11 protein-coding genes and 2 tRNA genes are annotated in these 14163 nt (G+C 71.8%); 11 read left to right on the forward strand and 2 right to left on the reverse strand.

Annotation, left to right across the window (positions count from 1 at the left end):
• The first annotated feature begins 46 nt into the window (after positions 1-46).
• The 3 genes from rsfS (at position 47) to CG747_RS37750 (ending at position 1318) form a co-directional block, all read left to right on the forward strand.
• Positions 47-481, forward strand: a complete 435-nt coding sequence (gene rsfS, locus CG747_RS37740; RefSeq protein WP_100606406.1) for a ribosome silencing factor — start codon at positions 47-49, stop codon at positions 479-481.
• The gene (locus tag CG747_RS37745; protein ID WP_100606472.1) at positions 478-1131 is read left to right on the forward strand and encodes a histidine phosphatase family protein; all 654 of its coding nucleotides are present in this window, start codon (positions 478-480) and stop codon (positions 1129-1131) included. The genes rsfS and CG747_RS37745 overlap by 4 nt, the downstream gene beginning before the upstream one ends.
• 114 nt (positions 1132-1245) lie before the next feature.
• A tRNA-Ala gene (locus CG747_RS37750) sits at positions 1246-1318 on the forward strand.
• Between the two features lie 145 nt (positions 1319-1463).
• On the opposite strand, the gene CG747_RS37755 is transcribed toward CG747_RS37750, so the two are convergent.
• Positions 1464-2018, reverse strand: coding sequence for a hypothetical protein (locus tag CG747_RS37755; protein ID WP_257981003.1), 555 nt, complete (start codon positions 2016-2018; stop codon positions 1464-1466).
• On the opposite strand from CG747_RS37755, the gene CG747_RS37760 reads away from it, so the two are divergent.
• Genes CG747_RS37760 through CG747_RS37765 form a run of 3 tightly spaced genes read left to right on the forward strand, consistent with a single transcriptional unit; the run spans position 2005 to position 3798 of the window.
• Positions 2005-3327, forward strand: a complete 1323-nt coding sequence (locus tag CG747_RS37760; RefSeq protein ID WP_100606408.1) for an MFS transporter — start codon at positions 2005-2007, stop codon at positions 3325-3327. The genes CG747_RS37755 and CG747_RS37760 overlap by 14 nt on opposite strands.
• A gap of 57 nt (positions 3328-3384) precedes the next feature.
• Complete coding sequence (locus CG747_RS48465) at positions 3385-3561, forward strand: hypothetical protein (protein WP_180985877.1); 177 nt, start codon at positions 3385-3387, stop codon at positions 3559-3561.
• Positions 3562-3564: 3 nt separating this feature from the next.
• Positions 3565-3798 carry a hypothetical protein gene (locus CG747_RS37765; RefSeq protein ID WP_016573211.1) on the forward strand — a complete coding sequence of 78 codons (234 nt, stop codon included), beginning with the start codon at positions 3565-3567 and terminating at the stop codon, positions 3796-3798.
• 262 nt (positions 3799-4060) lie between these two features.
• On the opposite strand, the gene CG747_RS37770 is transcribed toward CG747_RS37765, so the two are convergent.
• Positions 4061-5470 carry a glycosyltransferase 87 family protein gene (locus CG747_RS37770; RefSeq protein ID WP_100606409.1) on the reverse strand — a complete coding sequence of 470 codons (1410 nt, stop codon included), beginning with the start codon at positions 5468-5470 and terminating at the stop codon, positions 4061-4063.
• A gap of 165 nt (positions 5471-5635) precedes the next feature.
• Here CG747_RS37770 and CG747_RS37775 point away from each other — a divergent pair.
• The 5 genes from CG747_RS37775 (at position 5636) to CG747_RS37795 (ending at position 13546) form a co-directional block, all read left to right on the forward strand.
• Positions 5636-5708, forward strand: a tRNA-Ala gene (locus tag CG747_RS37775).
• 348 nt (positions 5709-6056) lie between these two features.
• Positions 6057-8015: a protease pro-enzyme activation domain-containing protein gene (locus tag CG747_RS37780; RefSeq protein ID WP_100606410.1), complete on the forward strand. Its 1959-nt coding sequence runs from the start codon at positions 6057-6059 to the stop codon at positions 8013-8015.
• A gap of 323 nt (positions 8016-8338) precedes the next feature.
• The gene (locus tag CG747_RS37785) at positions 8339-11266 is read left to right on the forward strand and encodes a leucine--tRNA ligase (protein ID WP_100606411.1); all 2928 of its coding nucleotides are present in this window, start codon (positions 8339-8341) and stop codon (positions 11264-11266) included.
• Between the two features lie 274 nt (positions 11267-11540).
• On the forward strand, positions 11541-12380 hold the full coding sequence (locus tag CG747_RS37790; protein WP_100606412.1) for a hypothetical protein: 840 nt from the start codon (positions 11541-11543) through the stop codon (positions 12378-12380).
• A 320-nt stretch (positions 12381-12700) separates the two neighbouring features.
• Positions 12701-13546 (forward strand): DegV family protein, encoded by an 846-nt coding sequence (locus CG747_RS37795; RefSeq protein WP_100606413.1) that lies wholly within the window; start codon positions 12701-12703, stop codon positions 13544-13546.
• The last annotated feature ends 617 nt before the right edge of the window (positions 13547-14163 follow it).

The following is a 14163-nucleotide window of genomic DNA, read 5'->3' on the forward strand; positions in this document are numbered from 1 at the left end:
TCCTGCGTCCCGGCCGGAGCGGCCCCCTCGACCCGGAAAGCCGCTTGTGACCGCCACGGACCGTTCCCTTGAGCTCATCAACGCCGCCGCCCTGGCGGCGGCCGACAAGCTCGCGCACGACATCATCGCCTACGACGTCAGTGACGTCCTCTCGATCACCGACGCCTTCCTGCTGGCCTCCGCGCCCAGCGACCGCCAGGTGAAGGCGATCGTCGACGAGATCGAGGAACGACTCAACAAGGACCTCGGCGCCAAGCCGGTCCGCCGCGAGGGCGACCGCGAGGCGCGCTGGGTGCTCCTCGACTACGTCGACATCGTCGTCCACGTCCAGCACAGCGAGGAGCGGGTGTTCTACGCCCTGGAGCGCCTGTGGAAGGACTGCCCGGAGATCGACCTCCCCGAGGAGGCCAAGGCCACCCGGGGCAAGGCCGCGGAGCACGCCCGGGCCACCACGGGCGACGAGGACGGAGACCTGCGCTGAACGGCACCAAGGGCGGCCGGGGCCGCCGCGTCGTCCTGTGGCGCCACGGCCAGACGGCCTGGAATCTGGAACGCCGCTTCCAGGGCTCGACCGACATCGAGCTGACCGACACCGGCGTCGCCCAGGCCCGCCGCGCCGCCCGGCTGCTGGCCGCCCTGCGCCCGGACGCGATCATCGCCTCCGACCTGCGCCGGGCCGCGGCGACGGCGGGTGAGCTGGCCGATCTGACGCGGCTGGACGTGTCCCACGACGCCGCGCTGCGGGAGACCTACGCGGGCGCCTGGCAGGGCCTGACGCACGACGAGATCCTCGCGCAGTACGGCGCGGAGTACGCCGCCTGGAAGCGCGGTGAGCCGGTGCGCCGCGGCGGGGGCGAACTGGAGACCGAGGTCGCCGATCGGGCCGCACCGGTCGTCCTCCACCACGCCGACAAGCTCCCCGACGACGGCACGCTGGTTGTCGTCAGCCACGGCGGCACCATCCGCACCACCATCGGGCGGCTGCTCGGCCTGGAGTCCCACCACTGGGAGGGGCTGGGCGGTCTGTCGAACTGCTGCTGGTCCGTGCTGGGCGAGGGCGCACGCGGCTGGCGGCTGCTGGAGCACAACGCCGGCACCCTGCCGGAGCCGGTGCTCGGCGACGACGACTGAGCCCCCGGAGCGGGGGCGGCCGGGCCGGATTTCACATCCGGGCAGGTCGCAGGCTAGAGTTCTTCTTGTTCGCGGCGCCGCCGGGGAAAACCCCGGAGGAACGGAACAAGACCCGGGGCTATAGCTCAGTTGGTAGAGCGCCTGCATGGCATGCAGGAGGTCAGGAGTTCAATTCTCCTTAGCTCCACAGCCCGGAAGATCCCGCCTCCCTCAGGAGGCGGGATCTTTGCGTTGCGGCCGGGTGTTGCTTCACTGCGGGGCTGTCGCGGGCGCGTGGGTGTGACGCCGAGCCGGGAGACGGCGCGTCGCTTCCTGCGGACCCATGCGCTACGTCACTCCGCCGCAGTGGGCTGCTGTGCGGCTGTGGTGCCGCTGTGCTCCCACCTCCGCTCCAGGTCCATGCAGGCCTCGGAGGCGGGCCGCAGATGCTCGGGGCAGCCGGTGAGCGGGTCATGGAGCGTGCGCAGCACCTCCGTCAGCCGCCGGCTCTCCTCGTCGGCCGGGGTGTAGACCACGATCCGGGTCTCCGGGACCCCGCCCACCGCCAGTGACGTGGAGACCAGCCGTATCTCGCCGACCGAGGCGTGCTGGATCACCTTCGTGCGGTTGCCGTGCGGGGCGACGTCCCCGGCCGCCCACAGGCGGGCGAACTCCGCACTGGCCCGCGACAGCCGGGCGATCAGGGACTCCCAGGAGGGCTCGCCGACGTGCCGCCCGTAGGCGCCGCGGAGTTGGGCCACCAGCGCCGGGAACTCCTCGTCGCGGTTGCGGAACGTGCAGCAGCACGGGGGCGTCGTGAACAGCTGCCACAGGACGTTGCGGGCCGGGCCGCGGGCGAGCGCGATGGTGGGGAAGACGCCCTCGTAGGCGGAGTTGGACGCCTTCATCGTCAATGTCGCCACCCCCTCGATCGGCGCCGATCTGCACGCCTCGGGGGCCGCGCTGCAACTCGTCATCGCCGGCTACACCATCGCGTACGCGGTGCTGCTCGTCACCAGGGCCCGGCTCGGTGAACTGCTCGGCCCGCGGCGGACGTTCCTGGCCGGGCTCGCGGTCTTCACCGGCGCCTCGCTGGCCTGCGGACTGGCCGCGGACGCCGGTCAGCTGATCGCGTTCCGGGTCGTCCAGGGGGCCGGTGCCGCGGTGATGCTCCCGCAGGTGCTGGGGCTGATCCAGCGGACGTTCACGGGTGCCGCGCGGACCCGGGCCATCGGGGCGTACACCGGGGTGCTGGCGATCGGGGCGGTCAGCGGGCAGATCGCCGGTGGGGTGCTGGTCAGCGCGGACCTCTTCGGCGCGGGCTGGCGGCCGGTGTTCCTGGTGAACGTGCCGATCGGCGCGCTGCTGCTGGCGGCCGGGCCGCGGCTGATCCCCCGGGACCGGCCGTCCGGTGCGGCGCGCGGGCTGGACCTGCCCGGACTGGTGCTGCTGGCGGGGGCGTTGGGCCTGGTGACGGTCCCGCTGGTGCTCGGCCAGGAGACCGGGTGGCCGCAGTGGTCCTGGTGGTCGCTGGGCGGCGGCGGGCTCCTGCTGGCGGCGTTCGCGGCGCACGAGGCGGCCCGGGCGCGGAGGGGCGGGGCGCCGCTGATCGCGCCCCGGGTGGCGGGTGCGCCGGGGATGCCCGTGAAGGTGGTCCGGATCGCCGAGGTGATGGCTGTCAACGCGGGCTGTATGTTCGCGCTGACGCTGCACTTCCAGAACGCGCTCCACTACAGCGCGCTGCGCACCGGGCTGACCTTCGTGCCGACGTCGTTGGCCTACGGGGCGGTGGGGTTGTGGTGGCGGCGGTTGCCGCAGCGGGTGCACCATCTGCTGGTCCCGAGCGGGTTCGCGCTGATCTGTGTGGCGCTGCTCGGGATCGGGTTGGCGCTCAAGGGCGGCGGGGACGGCGGGGGATGGGTGTTCGTGGCGTACACCGGGCTGGGTGCCGGGTTCGGCTTCGCCCACAGTGCCAATCTGGCCGCCGCGTTGGCGTCCGTCCGTACGGAGGACGCGGCGGACGCGAGCGGGCTGGTGGTGACCGTGAACCAGGTGGGACTCCTGCTCGGAACCTCGCTTTTCGGGACGCTCTTCCGGAACCGGCTGGCGGCTGAGGGGGCGGGTGGGGCGTCACGGGCGTTGTGGGGGAGTGTTCTCGCGCTGAGCGGCACGGCGGCGCTCGGCGGGCTGGTCGGGGCGCTCCGTAGGCGGACCTGACCCGGTGGGCGGTCCGTGGCAGAATCGGACGGCGCCGCCAGGGGAGGAGAGATCGCGATGCCCGCCAGCATCCTTGGGCAGGTCGACGACCCGCCCGGCCCGACCGCCGTCCGCGACGCTGCGGGCGTGACGCTCCAGTGCCCCGCGTGCGGCTCCTCCCGCGTCGCGCAGGCGCTGGGCGACAACGGCGGTGTTCCTTTCGTCTGTACGGCCTGCGGCCGCAGTTGGAGCTGATGGATGGGCGCCCACAGCAGGAAGTGCGACTGGTGCGGCAGCGGTACGCCGATCGTCCGCGACATGGAGCCGGTCAACGCCGATTACCAGTACTGGTGCGAGGAATGTGCGCGCGCCCTGGTCATAAAAGGCGACCCCATCGAGACCTACCGTGAGCTCGAAGGGGAGCCGATCTACGGCCGGCTGCTCGAGGAGCACTGCACGCTGAAACGGTTCTACTCCTTCGCCACGGCCTGAGTAGGGTCGTGCGCCGGGCAGGCGGGACCGGGATGACCCGGAACGTCAGCAAGCAGTCATTTCCCGGCCCGTGTTGTGCGAGTGCGAACAGTTTCGATCGTTTTCGATGGTCCGGAATTCCCGTGGAACGGCGAGGCGTTCACGCCTCGGAACCCGCCGCCGGAACGGCCGGCCGCGGGACCGCGGCAGCGTGACGGAGCAGGCGGCACGACGGGGGCGGACATGACGACGATCGGCAGCACACGAGCGGTGACGGGGACGGTCATGGGCCGGGGGGCCCGGCAGGACCGGACGGGGAAGCGGGCCCGGATACGGAATCCGGCCCGGATCCGGACGTGGCCTCGCCCCCGGGCGACATCGCAGACCCGGATATCGCGGCGCTGTCCGTCGGGCGCCTGAGCCGCACCGCGGTCAGCACCAGCAGGGTGACCCCGGCCAGCGGGTAGACCGCGGAGAGCAGCATCTGCCCGGCGTTCTGGTGGAGTTCCTCGTGCTGGTGCCAGCGGTGTGGCACCCACCACAGGGCGAACGAGCAGAACAGCAGCCCCATCGCGCCGGTCATCGCCCACCAGCGGCGGGCCGGGGTGCCCGAGTGCCGCAGCGCCTCGGAGCCCAGCAGGATCAGCATCGGTACGCCCCACACCCAGTGGTGCGACCAGGAGATCGGGCTGATCAGCAGGGCGGTGGCCGCGCAGGTCAGCACGGCCCAGGCGCGCTCGCCGCGCAGCAGCGCCGCGGCGGCCAGCGCCAGCCCGGCGGCGGCCGCCAGCGCGGCCAGGACGAGCCAGGCGGCGCCGGGGTCGTGGGTGTGCAGCAGCCGGGCCAGGGCGCCGCGCAGCGACTGGTTCGCGGTGATCTCCACCTCGCCGACCCGGTCGGCGGCGAACACGATCTCGGTCCAGAAGCGGTGCGAGTCGCGCGGCAGCACGACCGCGGAGAGGAGGGCGGTGGCGCAGAACGTTCCGGTGGCGACGACGGCCTGCCGCAGCCAGGGGTTCCAGGCCGCGCGCCACCCCGCGCCCGAGCGCAGCCGCCGGACGGCGAGGACCGTGCCGGCCAGGGCGAGGAAGACGGCGAACAGTGCCGGGGTCAGCTTGATGCCGGCCGCGATGCCGATGCCGATGCCGGCCCAGCGATTGGTGTCCCGGCGGGTCAGGTCCCACAGCACCAGTACGGCGAGCGCGAGGTTGATCTGCCCGTAGCGCAGCGTCGTCCAGACCGGTTCGCACCACACCAGCAGCGCGGAGAGCGCCAGTGTCGCGGCGAGCGGGGGCAGGCGTCGGGGCCGGCCGACCAGGCGGAGGGAGAGGTGGACTAGGGCGACGAGCAGCACGAGGTTCCCGGCCGTGGCCAGGGTGCGCATCACCGGGACGCCGAAGAAGGTGAGCGGGACGAACAGCAGCGCGGCGAAGGGCGGATAGGTGTTGGGCAGCCGTGCGGAGGTGGCCACCATGTCGTAGAGGTCCTTGCCGTCCCGGGCGGTCTGGCCCTCGGCGCGGTAGACCATGAGGTCCACCATCGAGACGTGCGCCAGCCGCTGCGCGACCCAGAAGGCAGCGAAGGAGACCAGGCAGGCCAGCGCCGCGGCGAGCACCGGGTGGCGGCGGATCACGCCCGCGCCCGGGTGCGGGCCGAGGTGCTCGGTGGGCTGGTCCGGATCCAGCGCAGTCACGGCGTACGGCTCCCCAGGACGAATCGGGCACGGCTCGCCGACAGTACCTCGCGTCCCGTCGGAGGGGCTGCGGGAGAACGATTTGGCAGAAGGCCGGGGGGGCCGTGTAATGTAGGCGATGCCGCAGCGGGGAGCCGGAAGGAAACCGAAGCGGAGACAAGACCTGGGGCTATAGCTCAGTTGGTAGAGCGCCTGCATGGCATGCAGGAGGTCAGGAGTTCAATTCTCCTTAGCTCCACAGAAGGCAGAGCGGGTCGTCCGTCACGGACGACCCGCTCTGTCGTGCGTGTAGGGGCGGCCGGGCCCGCGATGCGGGGGTCTTCAAGGGTTGCTCTGATATTCGGTCAACAACGTGATTGATGTGGCGAGTTGAGCGCCCTGTTCGTGATCGATTCTGCGCGCTAGTTGCCGTTCCTTGGTCTCTTCTTGGTGATCGCATAACCCTGACATGAACGGTTCACCGAAAGAGTGGCGAATCGCGTGAGCGTCACATCCGACGCATTCACCGCTGATGAGCGTGGCGCGCACCGGCGCACCGGCGCGGCGTCACCCCGCAGCGCACCGCATCGCCACAGCAGGGGGTTACATGAGAGCAAGCCGCACCAGATCACCGCGCGTCCGCGTCGGTCTGGCCTGGGCAGCGGCGCTGCCGCTGGTCGCCGGAGCGCTCGCGCTCGGTGCACCGGCCGCCGACGCCGCGGGCCACGACGGGGGCCGCCACGCGCTGCAGGGCACCAAGCCGCGGTGGGCCACCGACCAGGCCGACCAGGGGGCCACCGCCGGCGCCACCGCGGTCAACGCCCGGGTCTACCTGGCCGGCCGCGACGCCAAGGGCCTCGCGGACTACGCCAAGGCCGTCTCCGACCCGCACTCCGCCACGTACGGGAAGTACCTGAGCCCCGCCCAGGTGCAGGCCCGCTACGGCGCGACGCAGGACCAGATAGCCAGGGTGACCGCCTGGCTGAAGAAGGCCGGCCTGACGGTCACCGGCACCACCGACCGCTATGTGACGGTCACCGGCGATGCGGCCGCCGCCCAGCGGGCCTTCGCCACCGACCTGCACAACTACCGGAAGAACGGCCACACCTACCACGCGCCGTCGGCCACCGCCTCCGCGCCGGTGTCCGTCTCCGACGCGGTCCTGACGGTCACGGGCCTGGACAACGCGCCCCGGATGGCCCGGCACCACTCCGCCGAACTGCCGCCGCCGTCCCCCGTCTTCCGCAACTCCGGGCCGTTCTCCACGTACTACGGCTCGCGGACCAACGAGAGCCTGCCCTCGGCCTACGGGAGCAAGGCGCCGTACGCGATCAAGGGCTACACCGGCAAGCAGCTGCGCGCCGCCTACGGGGCGAAGAACTGGACCGGCAAGGGCGTCACCGTCGCGATCACCGACGCCTACGCCTCGCCGACCATCGCCAAGGACGCGGACACCTACGCCGGCCGCAACGGCGACCCCCGTTACCGCAAGGGTCAGCTGTCGCAGGTCCTGCCGAAGGACTACACGCACATCAAGGAGTGCGGCGCGGCCGGCTGGTACGGCGAGGAGACCCTCGACGTCGAGGCCGTGCACGCGGTCGCCCCCGCCGCGGACATCGTCTACGTCGGCGCCGCCTCCTGCCAGGACGACGACCTGCTGGACTCGCTCGGCAAGGTCGTCGACGGACGCCTCGCCGACATCGTCTCCAACTCCTGGGGCGACATCGAGGCCAACGAGACCCCCGACACGGCCGCCGCCTACGACCAGATCTTCCAGCGGGGCGCCGTAGAGGGCATCGGCTTCTACTTCTCCTCCGGCGACAACGGTGACGAGGTCGCCAACACCGGCACCAAGCAGGTCGACACCCCCGCGAACTCCGCGTGGGTGACCGCGGTCGGTGGCACCTCCCTGGCCGTCGGCAAGGGCAACAGCTACCAGTGGGAGACCGGCTGGGGCACCCAGAAGGCGGTGCTCTCCAAGGACGGCAACGACTGGACCGACTTCCCCGGCGCCTTCAACGGCGGCGCGGGCGGCGGCACCAGCAAGACCGTCGCGCAGCCCTTCTACCAGCGCGGCGTCGTCCCGGACACGCTGGCCAAGGCCAATGGTGGCGGCGCCATGCGCACCGTTCCGGACATCGCGGCCGTCGCCGACCCCAACACCGGCTTCCTGGTCGGCCAGACCCAGACCCTGCCCGGCGGCAAGCTCGGCTACGAGGAGTACCGCATCGGCGGCACCTCCCTGGCCGCGCCGGTCATCGCGGGCGTCCAGGCACTGGCCCAGCAGGCCCGGCACGGCATCGCCATCGGCTTCGCCAACCCGTCCATCTACCAGCGCTACGGCACCTCCGCGCTGCACGACGTGACCGACCACCCGCTGGGTGCCGGCCGTGACCTGGCGGTCGTCCGGGTCGACTTCGCCAACGGCATCGACGCCAGCAAGGGCACCATCACCTCGCTGCGCAGCCTCGGCAAGGACAGCTCGCTGCACGCCACCGTCGGCTACGACGACGTCACCGGCGTCGGCACCCCGGGGGCCGGCTACGTGAGCTCCTACCGCCCCTGACGCAGGGGTACCGCACCTCCCTCCCCGCAGACCCGTGACCTCACGGGCGCGGCGGTAGGACAACGGGTGCAACGGGTCAGGGCCCGCGCCGGGGGGAATCCCGGGCGCGGGCCCTGGGTGCCCTGCGGTACCCTGGCGCCATGTGTGCCGTACGCCTTCTGCTTAGCGGGCCGCGCTGATCAGTCCCGACCGGGCCCTTCACTGTGGCCGCCCGGGTCGGCATCGGCGCGGCTTCCCCTCCTGCGAGAGGGGCATTTTTGTTTCCGCAGGAGCCGTGTCCGCAGCAGCCGCAGGCAGAGACGATCGATGGAGCTTTGAGGACGATGAGCGAGACGACTAACTCCCCCGCTGCTGGAAGCGCGGGAGGTGCCCCCTCTGAGGTGGCAGCGCCGCACCGCTATACGGCCGCGCTGGCCGCGGACATCGAGGCACGCTGGCAGGACTTCTGGGAGGCGGAGGGGACCTACGAGGCCCCGAACCCGCGGGGCGACCTGGCCGGCGACGCCGAGCTGGCGGCCCGTCCCAAGAAGTTCGTCATGGACATGTTCCCCTACCCCTCGGGTGCGGGACTGCACGTCGGCCACCCCCTGGGCTTCATCGCCACCGACGTCTACGCCCGCTACCACCGCATGACGGGCCACAACGTCCTGCACACCCTGGGCTTCGACGCCTTCGGCCTGCCCGCGGAGCAGTACGCCGTGCAGACCGGCACCCACCCGCGGGTCTCCACCGAGGCCAACATCGTCAACATGCGGCGCCAGCTGCGCCGCCTGGGCCTGGGTCACGACCAGCGCCGCTCGATCGAGACCATCGATCCGGCGTACTACAAGTGGACCCAGTGGATCTTCCTGCAGATCTTCAACTCCTGGTACGACCCGGAGGCGGACAAGGCGCGGCCGATCGACACCCTGGTCGCCCAGTTCGAGGCCGGCACCCGGCCCACCCCCGACGGGCGGCCCTGGGCCGAGCTGTCCGGTATCGAGCGGGCCGACGTCCTGGGCCAGTACCGCCTGGCGTACGCCTCGGACGCCCCGGTCAACTGGTGCCCCGGACTGGGCACGGTGCTGGCCAATGAGGAGGTCACCGCCGAGGGCCGCTCCGAGCGCGGGAACTACCCGGTCTTCAAGGCCAAGCTGCGCCAGTGGAACATGCGGATCACCGCCTACGCGGACCGGCTGCTGCGCGACCTGGACGCGCTGGACTGGCCGGACGCCATCAAGCTGCAGCAGCGCAACTGGATCGGCCGCTCCGAGGGCGCCCGGGTCGACTTCCCGGTCGGCGACTCCGACAGGATCACGGTCTTCACCACCCGCCAGGACACCCTGTTCGGCGCGACCTACATGGTCCTGGCCCCCGAGCACCCGCTGATCGCCGGCGCCGACGACGGCACCGGCTCCATCGTTCCCGGCGCCTGGCCGGCGGGCACCCACGAGGTGTGGACCGGCGGGCACGCCACCCCCGCCGAGGCCGTCGCCGCGTACCGCAAGCAGGCCGCCGCCAAGTCGGACGTCGAGCGGCAGGCCGAGGCCAAGGACAAGACCGGTGTCTTCACCGGCGTCTACGCCACCAACCCGGTCAGCGGCGAGCAGGTCCCGGTCTTCATCGCCGACTACGTCCTGATGGGCTACGGCACCGGCGCGATCATGGCCGTCCCGGCCCACGACAGCCGTGACTTCGCCTTCGCCCGCGCCTTCGAGCTGCCCCTGCGCTGCGTGGTCGAGCCCACCGACGGCCGCGGGACCGACGCCGCCACCTGGGACGACGCGTTCGCCTCGTACGACGCGAAGCTGGTGAACTCGGCCGGCGAGTCCGTCTCGCTGGACGGCCTGGGCGTGCCCGAGGCCAAGGCGAGGATCACCGAGTGGCTGGCCGCCAACGGCATCGGCGAGGGCACCGTCAACTACCGGCTGCGCGACTGGCTGTTCAGCCGCCAGCGCTACTGGGGCGAGCCGTTCCCGATCGTCTACGACGAGGACGGCGTGGCGCACCCGCTGCCCGAGTCGATGCTGCCGCTGGAACTGCCCGAGGTCGAGGACTACTCGCCGCGCACCTTCGACGCGGACGACGCCGACACCCAGCCCGAGACCCCGCTGTCCCGTAACGAGGACTGGGTCAACGTCGAGCTGGACCTGGGCGACGGCCGCGGGGTGCGGCGCTACCGCCGCGAGACCAACACCATGCCCAACTGGGCCGGTTCGTGCTGGTACGAGATGCGGTACCTGGACCCGAACAACGACGACGCGCTGGTCGACCCGGCCGTCGAGCAGTACTGGATGGGCCCGCGCGACGGTCAGCCGCACGGCGGTGTCGACCTGTACGTGGGCGGCGCCGAGCACGCCGTGCTGCACCTGCTGTACGCCCGCTTCTGGTCGAAGGTGCTGCACGACCTGGGGCACGTCTCGTCCGTCGAGCCGTTCCACAAGCTGTACAACCAGGGCATGATCCAGGCGTACGTCTACCGGGACACCCGCGGCATCGCCGTCCCGGCGGCGGAGGTCGAGGAGCACGACGGCGGCGTCTTCTACTACGAGGGCGGCAAGGTCTCCAGGCTGCTGGGCAAGATGGGCAAGTCCCTGAAGAACGCCGTCACGCCGGACGAGATCTGTGTCGAGTACGGCGCGGACACCCTGCGCCTGTACGAGATGGCGATGGGGCCGCTGGACGTCTCCCGGCCTTGGGACACCCGGGCCGTCGTCGGCCAGTACCGCCTGCTGCAGCGGCTGTGGCGCAATGTGGTGGACGAGGCGACCGGCGCGGTCACCGTCGTCGACGCCGAGCCGGACGAGGCCACCCTGCGGGCCCTGCACAAGGCGATCGACGGCGTCACCCAGGACATGGCGAACCTGCGCCTCAACACCGCAATCGCCAAGATCACCGAGCTGAACAACCACCTGACCAAGGCGGGCGGCCCGATTCCGCGCACCGTGGCGGAGCAGCTGGTGCGGCTGATCGCCCCGCTGGCCCCGCACATCGCCGAGGAGCTGTGGCGCAAGCTGGGCCACACCGACTCGGTCGTCCACGTGGACTTCCCGGTGGCCGACCCGGCGTACGTCGTGGACGAGACGGTGACCTGCGTCGTCCAGATCAAGGGCAAGGTCAAGGCCCGGCTGGAGGTCGCGCCGGCGATCTCCGACGCGGACCTGGAGGCGGCCGCGCTGGCCGAGCCGGCGGTGGTCGCGGCGCTGGGTGGCGCGGGCATCCGGAAGGTGATCGTCCGGGCGCCGAAGCTGGTGAACATCGTTCCGGCGTGAGCCGGACAGCGGCGTGTGGGCCGGGGCGGCGGTGACCCCGCACCCGGCCCCCCGGCGGCCGAGCCGACCGCCGGAACCCACCGGGATCGCGCCTGACCTGGCCTTCTGCGGGCCGGGGCGGTGCGCGGGGCTGGTGTTCCGCATGCGTATAGGTGGTTTCCCCTACGGGCAGGTTGGGGGTTCGTTTGGAACCCGTGACCTGCCCGACGCGTTTACCGTGGAGGTACGGGCGCCGGCACAGAACCGGCGCCGCCGACGCCTCTGGGGAGTGCCCATGGAAGCTGCCGTTGCCATCTTCGGGTTGCTCTTCGTGCTGTTCGTGGCCGCCGGGGTGTTCCTCACGGTGAAGGCCGCCCAGGCCGCCAAGCGCGGCGTGGACCGCAAGGTCGCCCAGGCCCGGCGGACGGTCGAGGACACCACCCTGCGGGCCCGGCAGTTCACCCAGCCCGGAGCCGCCGGCGAACTGGCGCAACTGCGGCTCTCGCTGCGCACGTCCATGCGGGCCACGCAGGAGATCCTGCGCTCCGCCGCCCCCGACGACGCTTCGCTCGCCGAGGCGGGCCGCCTCTTCGAGCGGCTCAGCGCGCACGGCCGGGAACTCGACGAGGACCTCCGCCGCCTGGAGCGCGAGCCGAACAAGGCCACCGTCGCGGCCCACCTCCCTGAGCTCCGGGAGCGCCTGGAGCGGATCACGCACTCCGCGGAGTCGCTGCGCTGGGCCGCCCGAGACCGGGCCCGCAAGTTCGCCGACGACGACCTGGCGGCCCTGAGCGACCAGATCGACGTGGAGGCGGGGGCCCTGCGGCACTGGTCGGATGACACGGCCGGATGGGAGCGGCGGCAGGGTATGGATGGGGGGTCGTCGTCCGGGGGGTCGTCCGGGGGTGGGGCTGGTTCCGGTTCCCGGTCGGGTGCTGATGCCGGGGTGGTGGGCGGTGCCGGTACCGGGGCCGATGCCGGCTCGGGGCATGGGGGCAAGGGGTATTCCTGGGGGCCGGCGGAGGAAGAGGCCCCGGCGATCACTGCGCGGGATGCGCGTACCCAGCCGACGTACCCGTGGGAGAAGACACCGGAACGGGAGACGTCCCGCCGAGCGGAAGGCGGGGCGGTATAGCGGGGTAGGCGGGGGTGCTGCTCTGCGGTGTGGGGTGGGGGCGGTGGCGGTGGGCGGGCGCGGGGGGGGGAAGGCCCCAAGAGCGACCGCGTCCCGGGAGGGAAGCCTTGAGGGCAGGCCCCCGTGCCCGCGGCCCGGTGGTCGCCGGCAGCCGACCGCCGTGCGTGCGCGCCCCCTGCGCCCCTGCATCCCCGCGCGTCCTTTCGTTCGCCGATAGGCCGTGACCTGGGCGGACTTGGCATAGCCTTGGCGAAACCTGGAAGATCTTGGGGAGGGGCCCGCACTGTCGGGCGCCTGCGTCCCCGGATAACCTCCCAGTCATGTCCCGCCATGTCGCGATCGTCACCGATTCCACGGCCTACCTGCCGCGGACCGCTGTCGAACGTCACCGCATCACGGCCGTACCGCTGACCGTCGTCCTGGGGGACCAGGCCCTCGAAGAGGGCACCGAGATCTCTGCGAGATCCGTCGCTCAGGCGCTCCAGAAGCGTCGGGCCGTGACGACTTCGCGGCCGAGCCCCGCCACGTTCGCGGACACCTACCGCGCCATCGCGGCGGCCGGGGCGAGCGGCATCGTTTCTCTTCACCTCTCGTCGGAGTTCTCCGGCACCTACGACGCGGCGGTGCTGGCGGCGAAGGACGCCCCGGTTCCGGTACGGGTCGTGGACACCGGGATGGTCGCGATGGCCCTCGGGTTCTGCGCCTTGGCCGCGGCGGAGGCGGTGGAGGCCGGCGGGGACATGGATGACGCGGTGGCCGCCGCGGAGAAGCGCGCGTCGGGCACCTCCGCCTACTTCTACGTCGACACCCTCGACTACCTGCGGCGCGGCGGCCGGATCGGCGCGGCGCAGGCACTTCTCGGCTCGGCGCTCGCCGTGAAGCCGATCCTCCAACTCGCCGACGGACGCATCGAACTGCTGGAGAAGGTCCGTACGGCCTCCAAGGCCATCGCACGCCTGGAGGAGATCGCCGCGGAGCGGGCGGGGGAGGGCCAGGTCGACATCGCGGTCCACCACCTCGCGGCGGCGGAGCGGGCGGAGGCGTTGGCCCAGCGCCTCCGGGAGCGGGTGCCGGGGTTGAACGAGTTGCTCGTGAGCGAGGTCGGTGCGGTGATCGGCGCGCACACCGGGCCGGGGTTGCTGGGGGCTGTGGTCTCGCCGCGGTGAGGGCGCCTTGGGCAGCTTGGATGTCGGGGGTGTCCCGGACGTCGAGGGTGCCGTGGAAGTCGAGGGCGCCTTGGACGTCGAGGCGTCTTGGGCATAGATGCGATGCCTGAGTGACGCCTGTGCGGTGGGTGTTTTGTCTGTGGCGTCTGTTCACTCGGGGTGTCCGTGTGGGTGAGGGAGTTATCCACAACTCCCCACTTATCCACGGGATTTGACGCAGATCGGCAGGATCTGCGCGAGGTGCTTACCGTCAGGGCTATGAGCACTTTTCGAACGGCTTTCTCGCCGAATGCAGCGTCAGTATCTGTGTCCGTTTCCGCGCCGGAGTCATCGGCCGGACCGCCCTTCCCGTCCGCCGTTTCCTCGACCTCCGTTGTGCCGTCCGCGCGATGGGGGAGGCGGGAGCGGGAGCGAGTGCGGGAGTGGAAACGCGAGCGGATGCGGGCGCGGGCCGCGGTGATCTTCGGTAGCGATTCGAAGGGCGGTATGGGGGCGGAGGTGAGGGCGGGGGCGGTGAGTGGTTCCGGCGCGGGGAGAGGCGTTCGTACGGGGAGGGGTACCGGCGTGGGGAGAGACGTCGGTGCGGAGAGGGATGGCGATCCGGGTGCTGGAGTGGG

The organism is Streptomyces sp. CB02959 (assembly GCF_002803155.1).
Classification (GTDB): Bacteria; Actinomycetota; Actinomycetes; order Streptomycetales; family Streptomycetaceae; genus Streptomyces.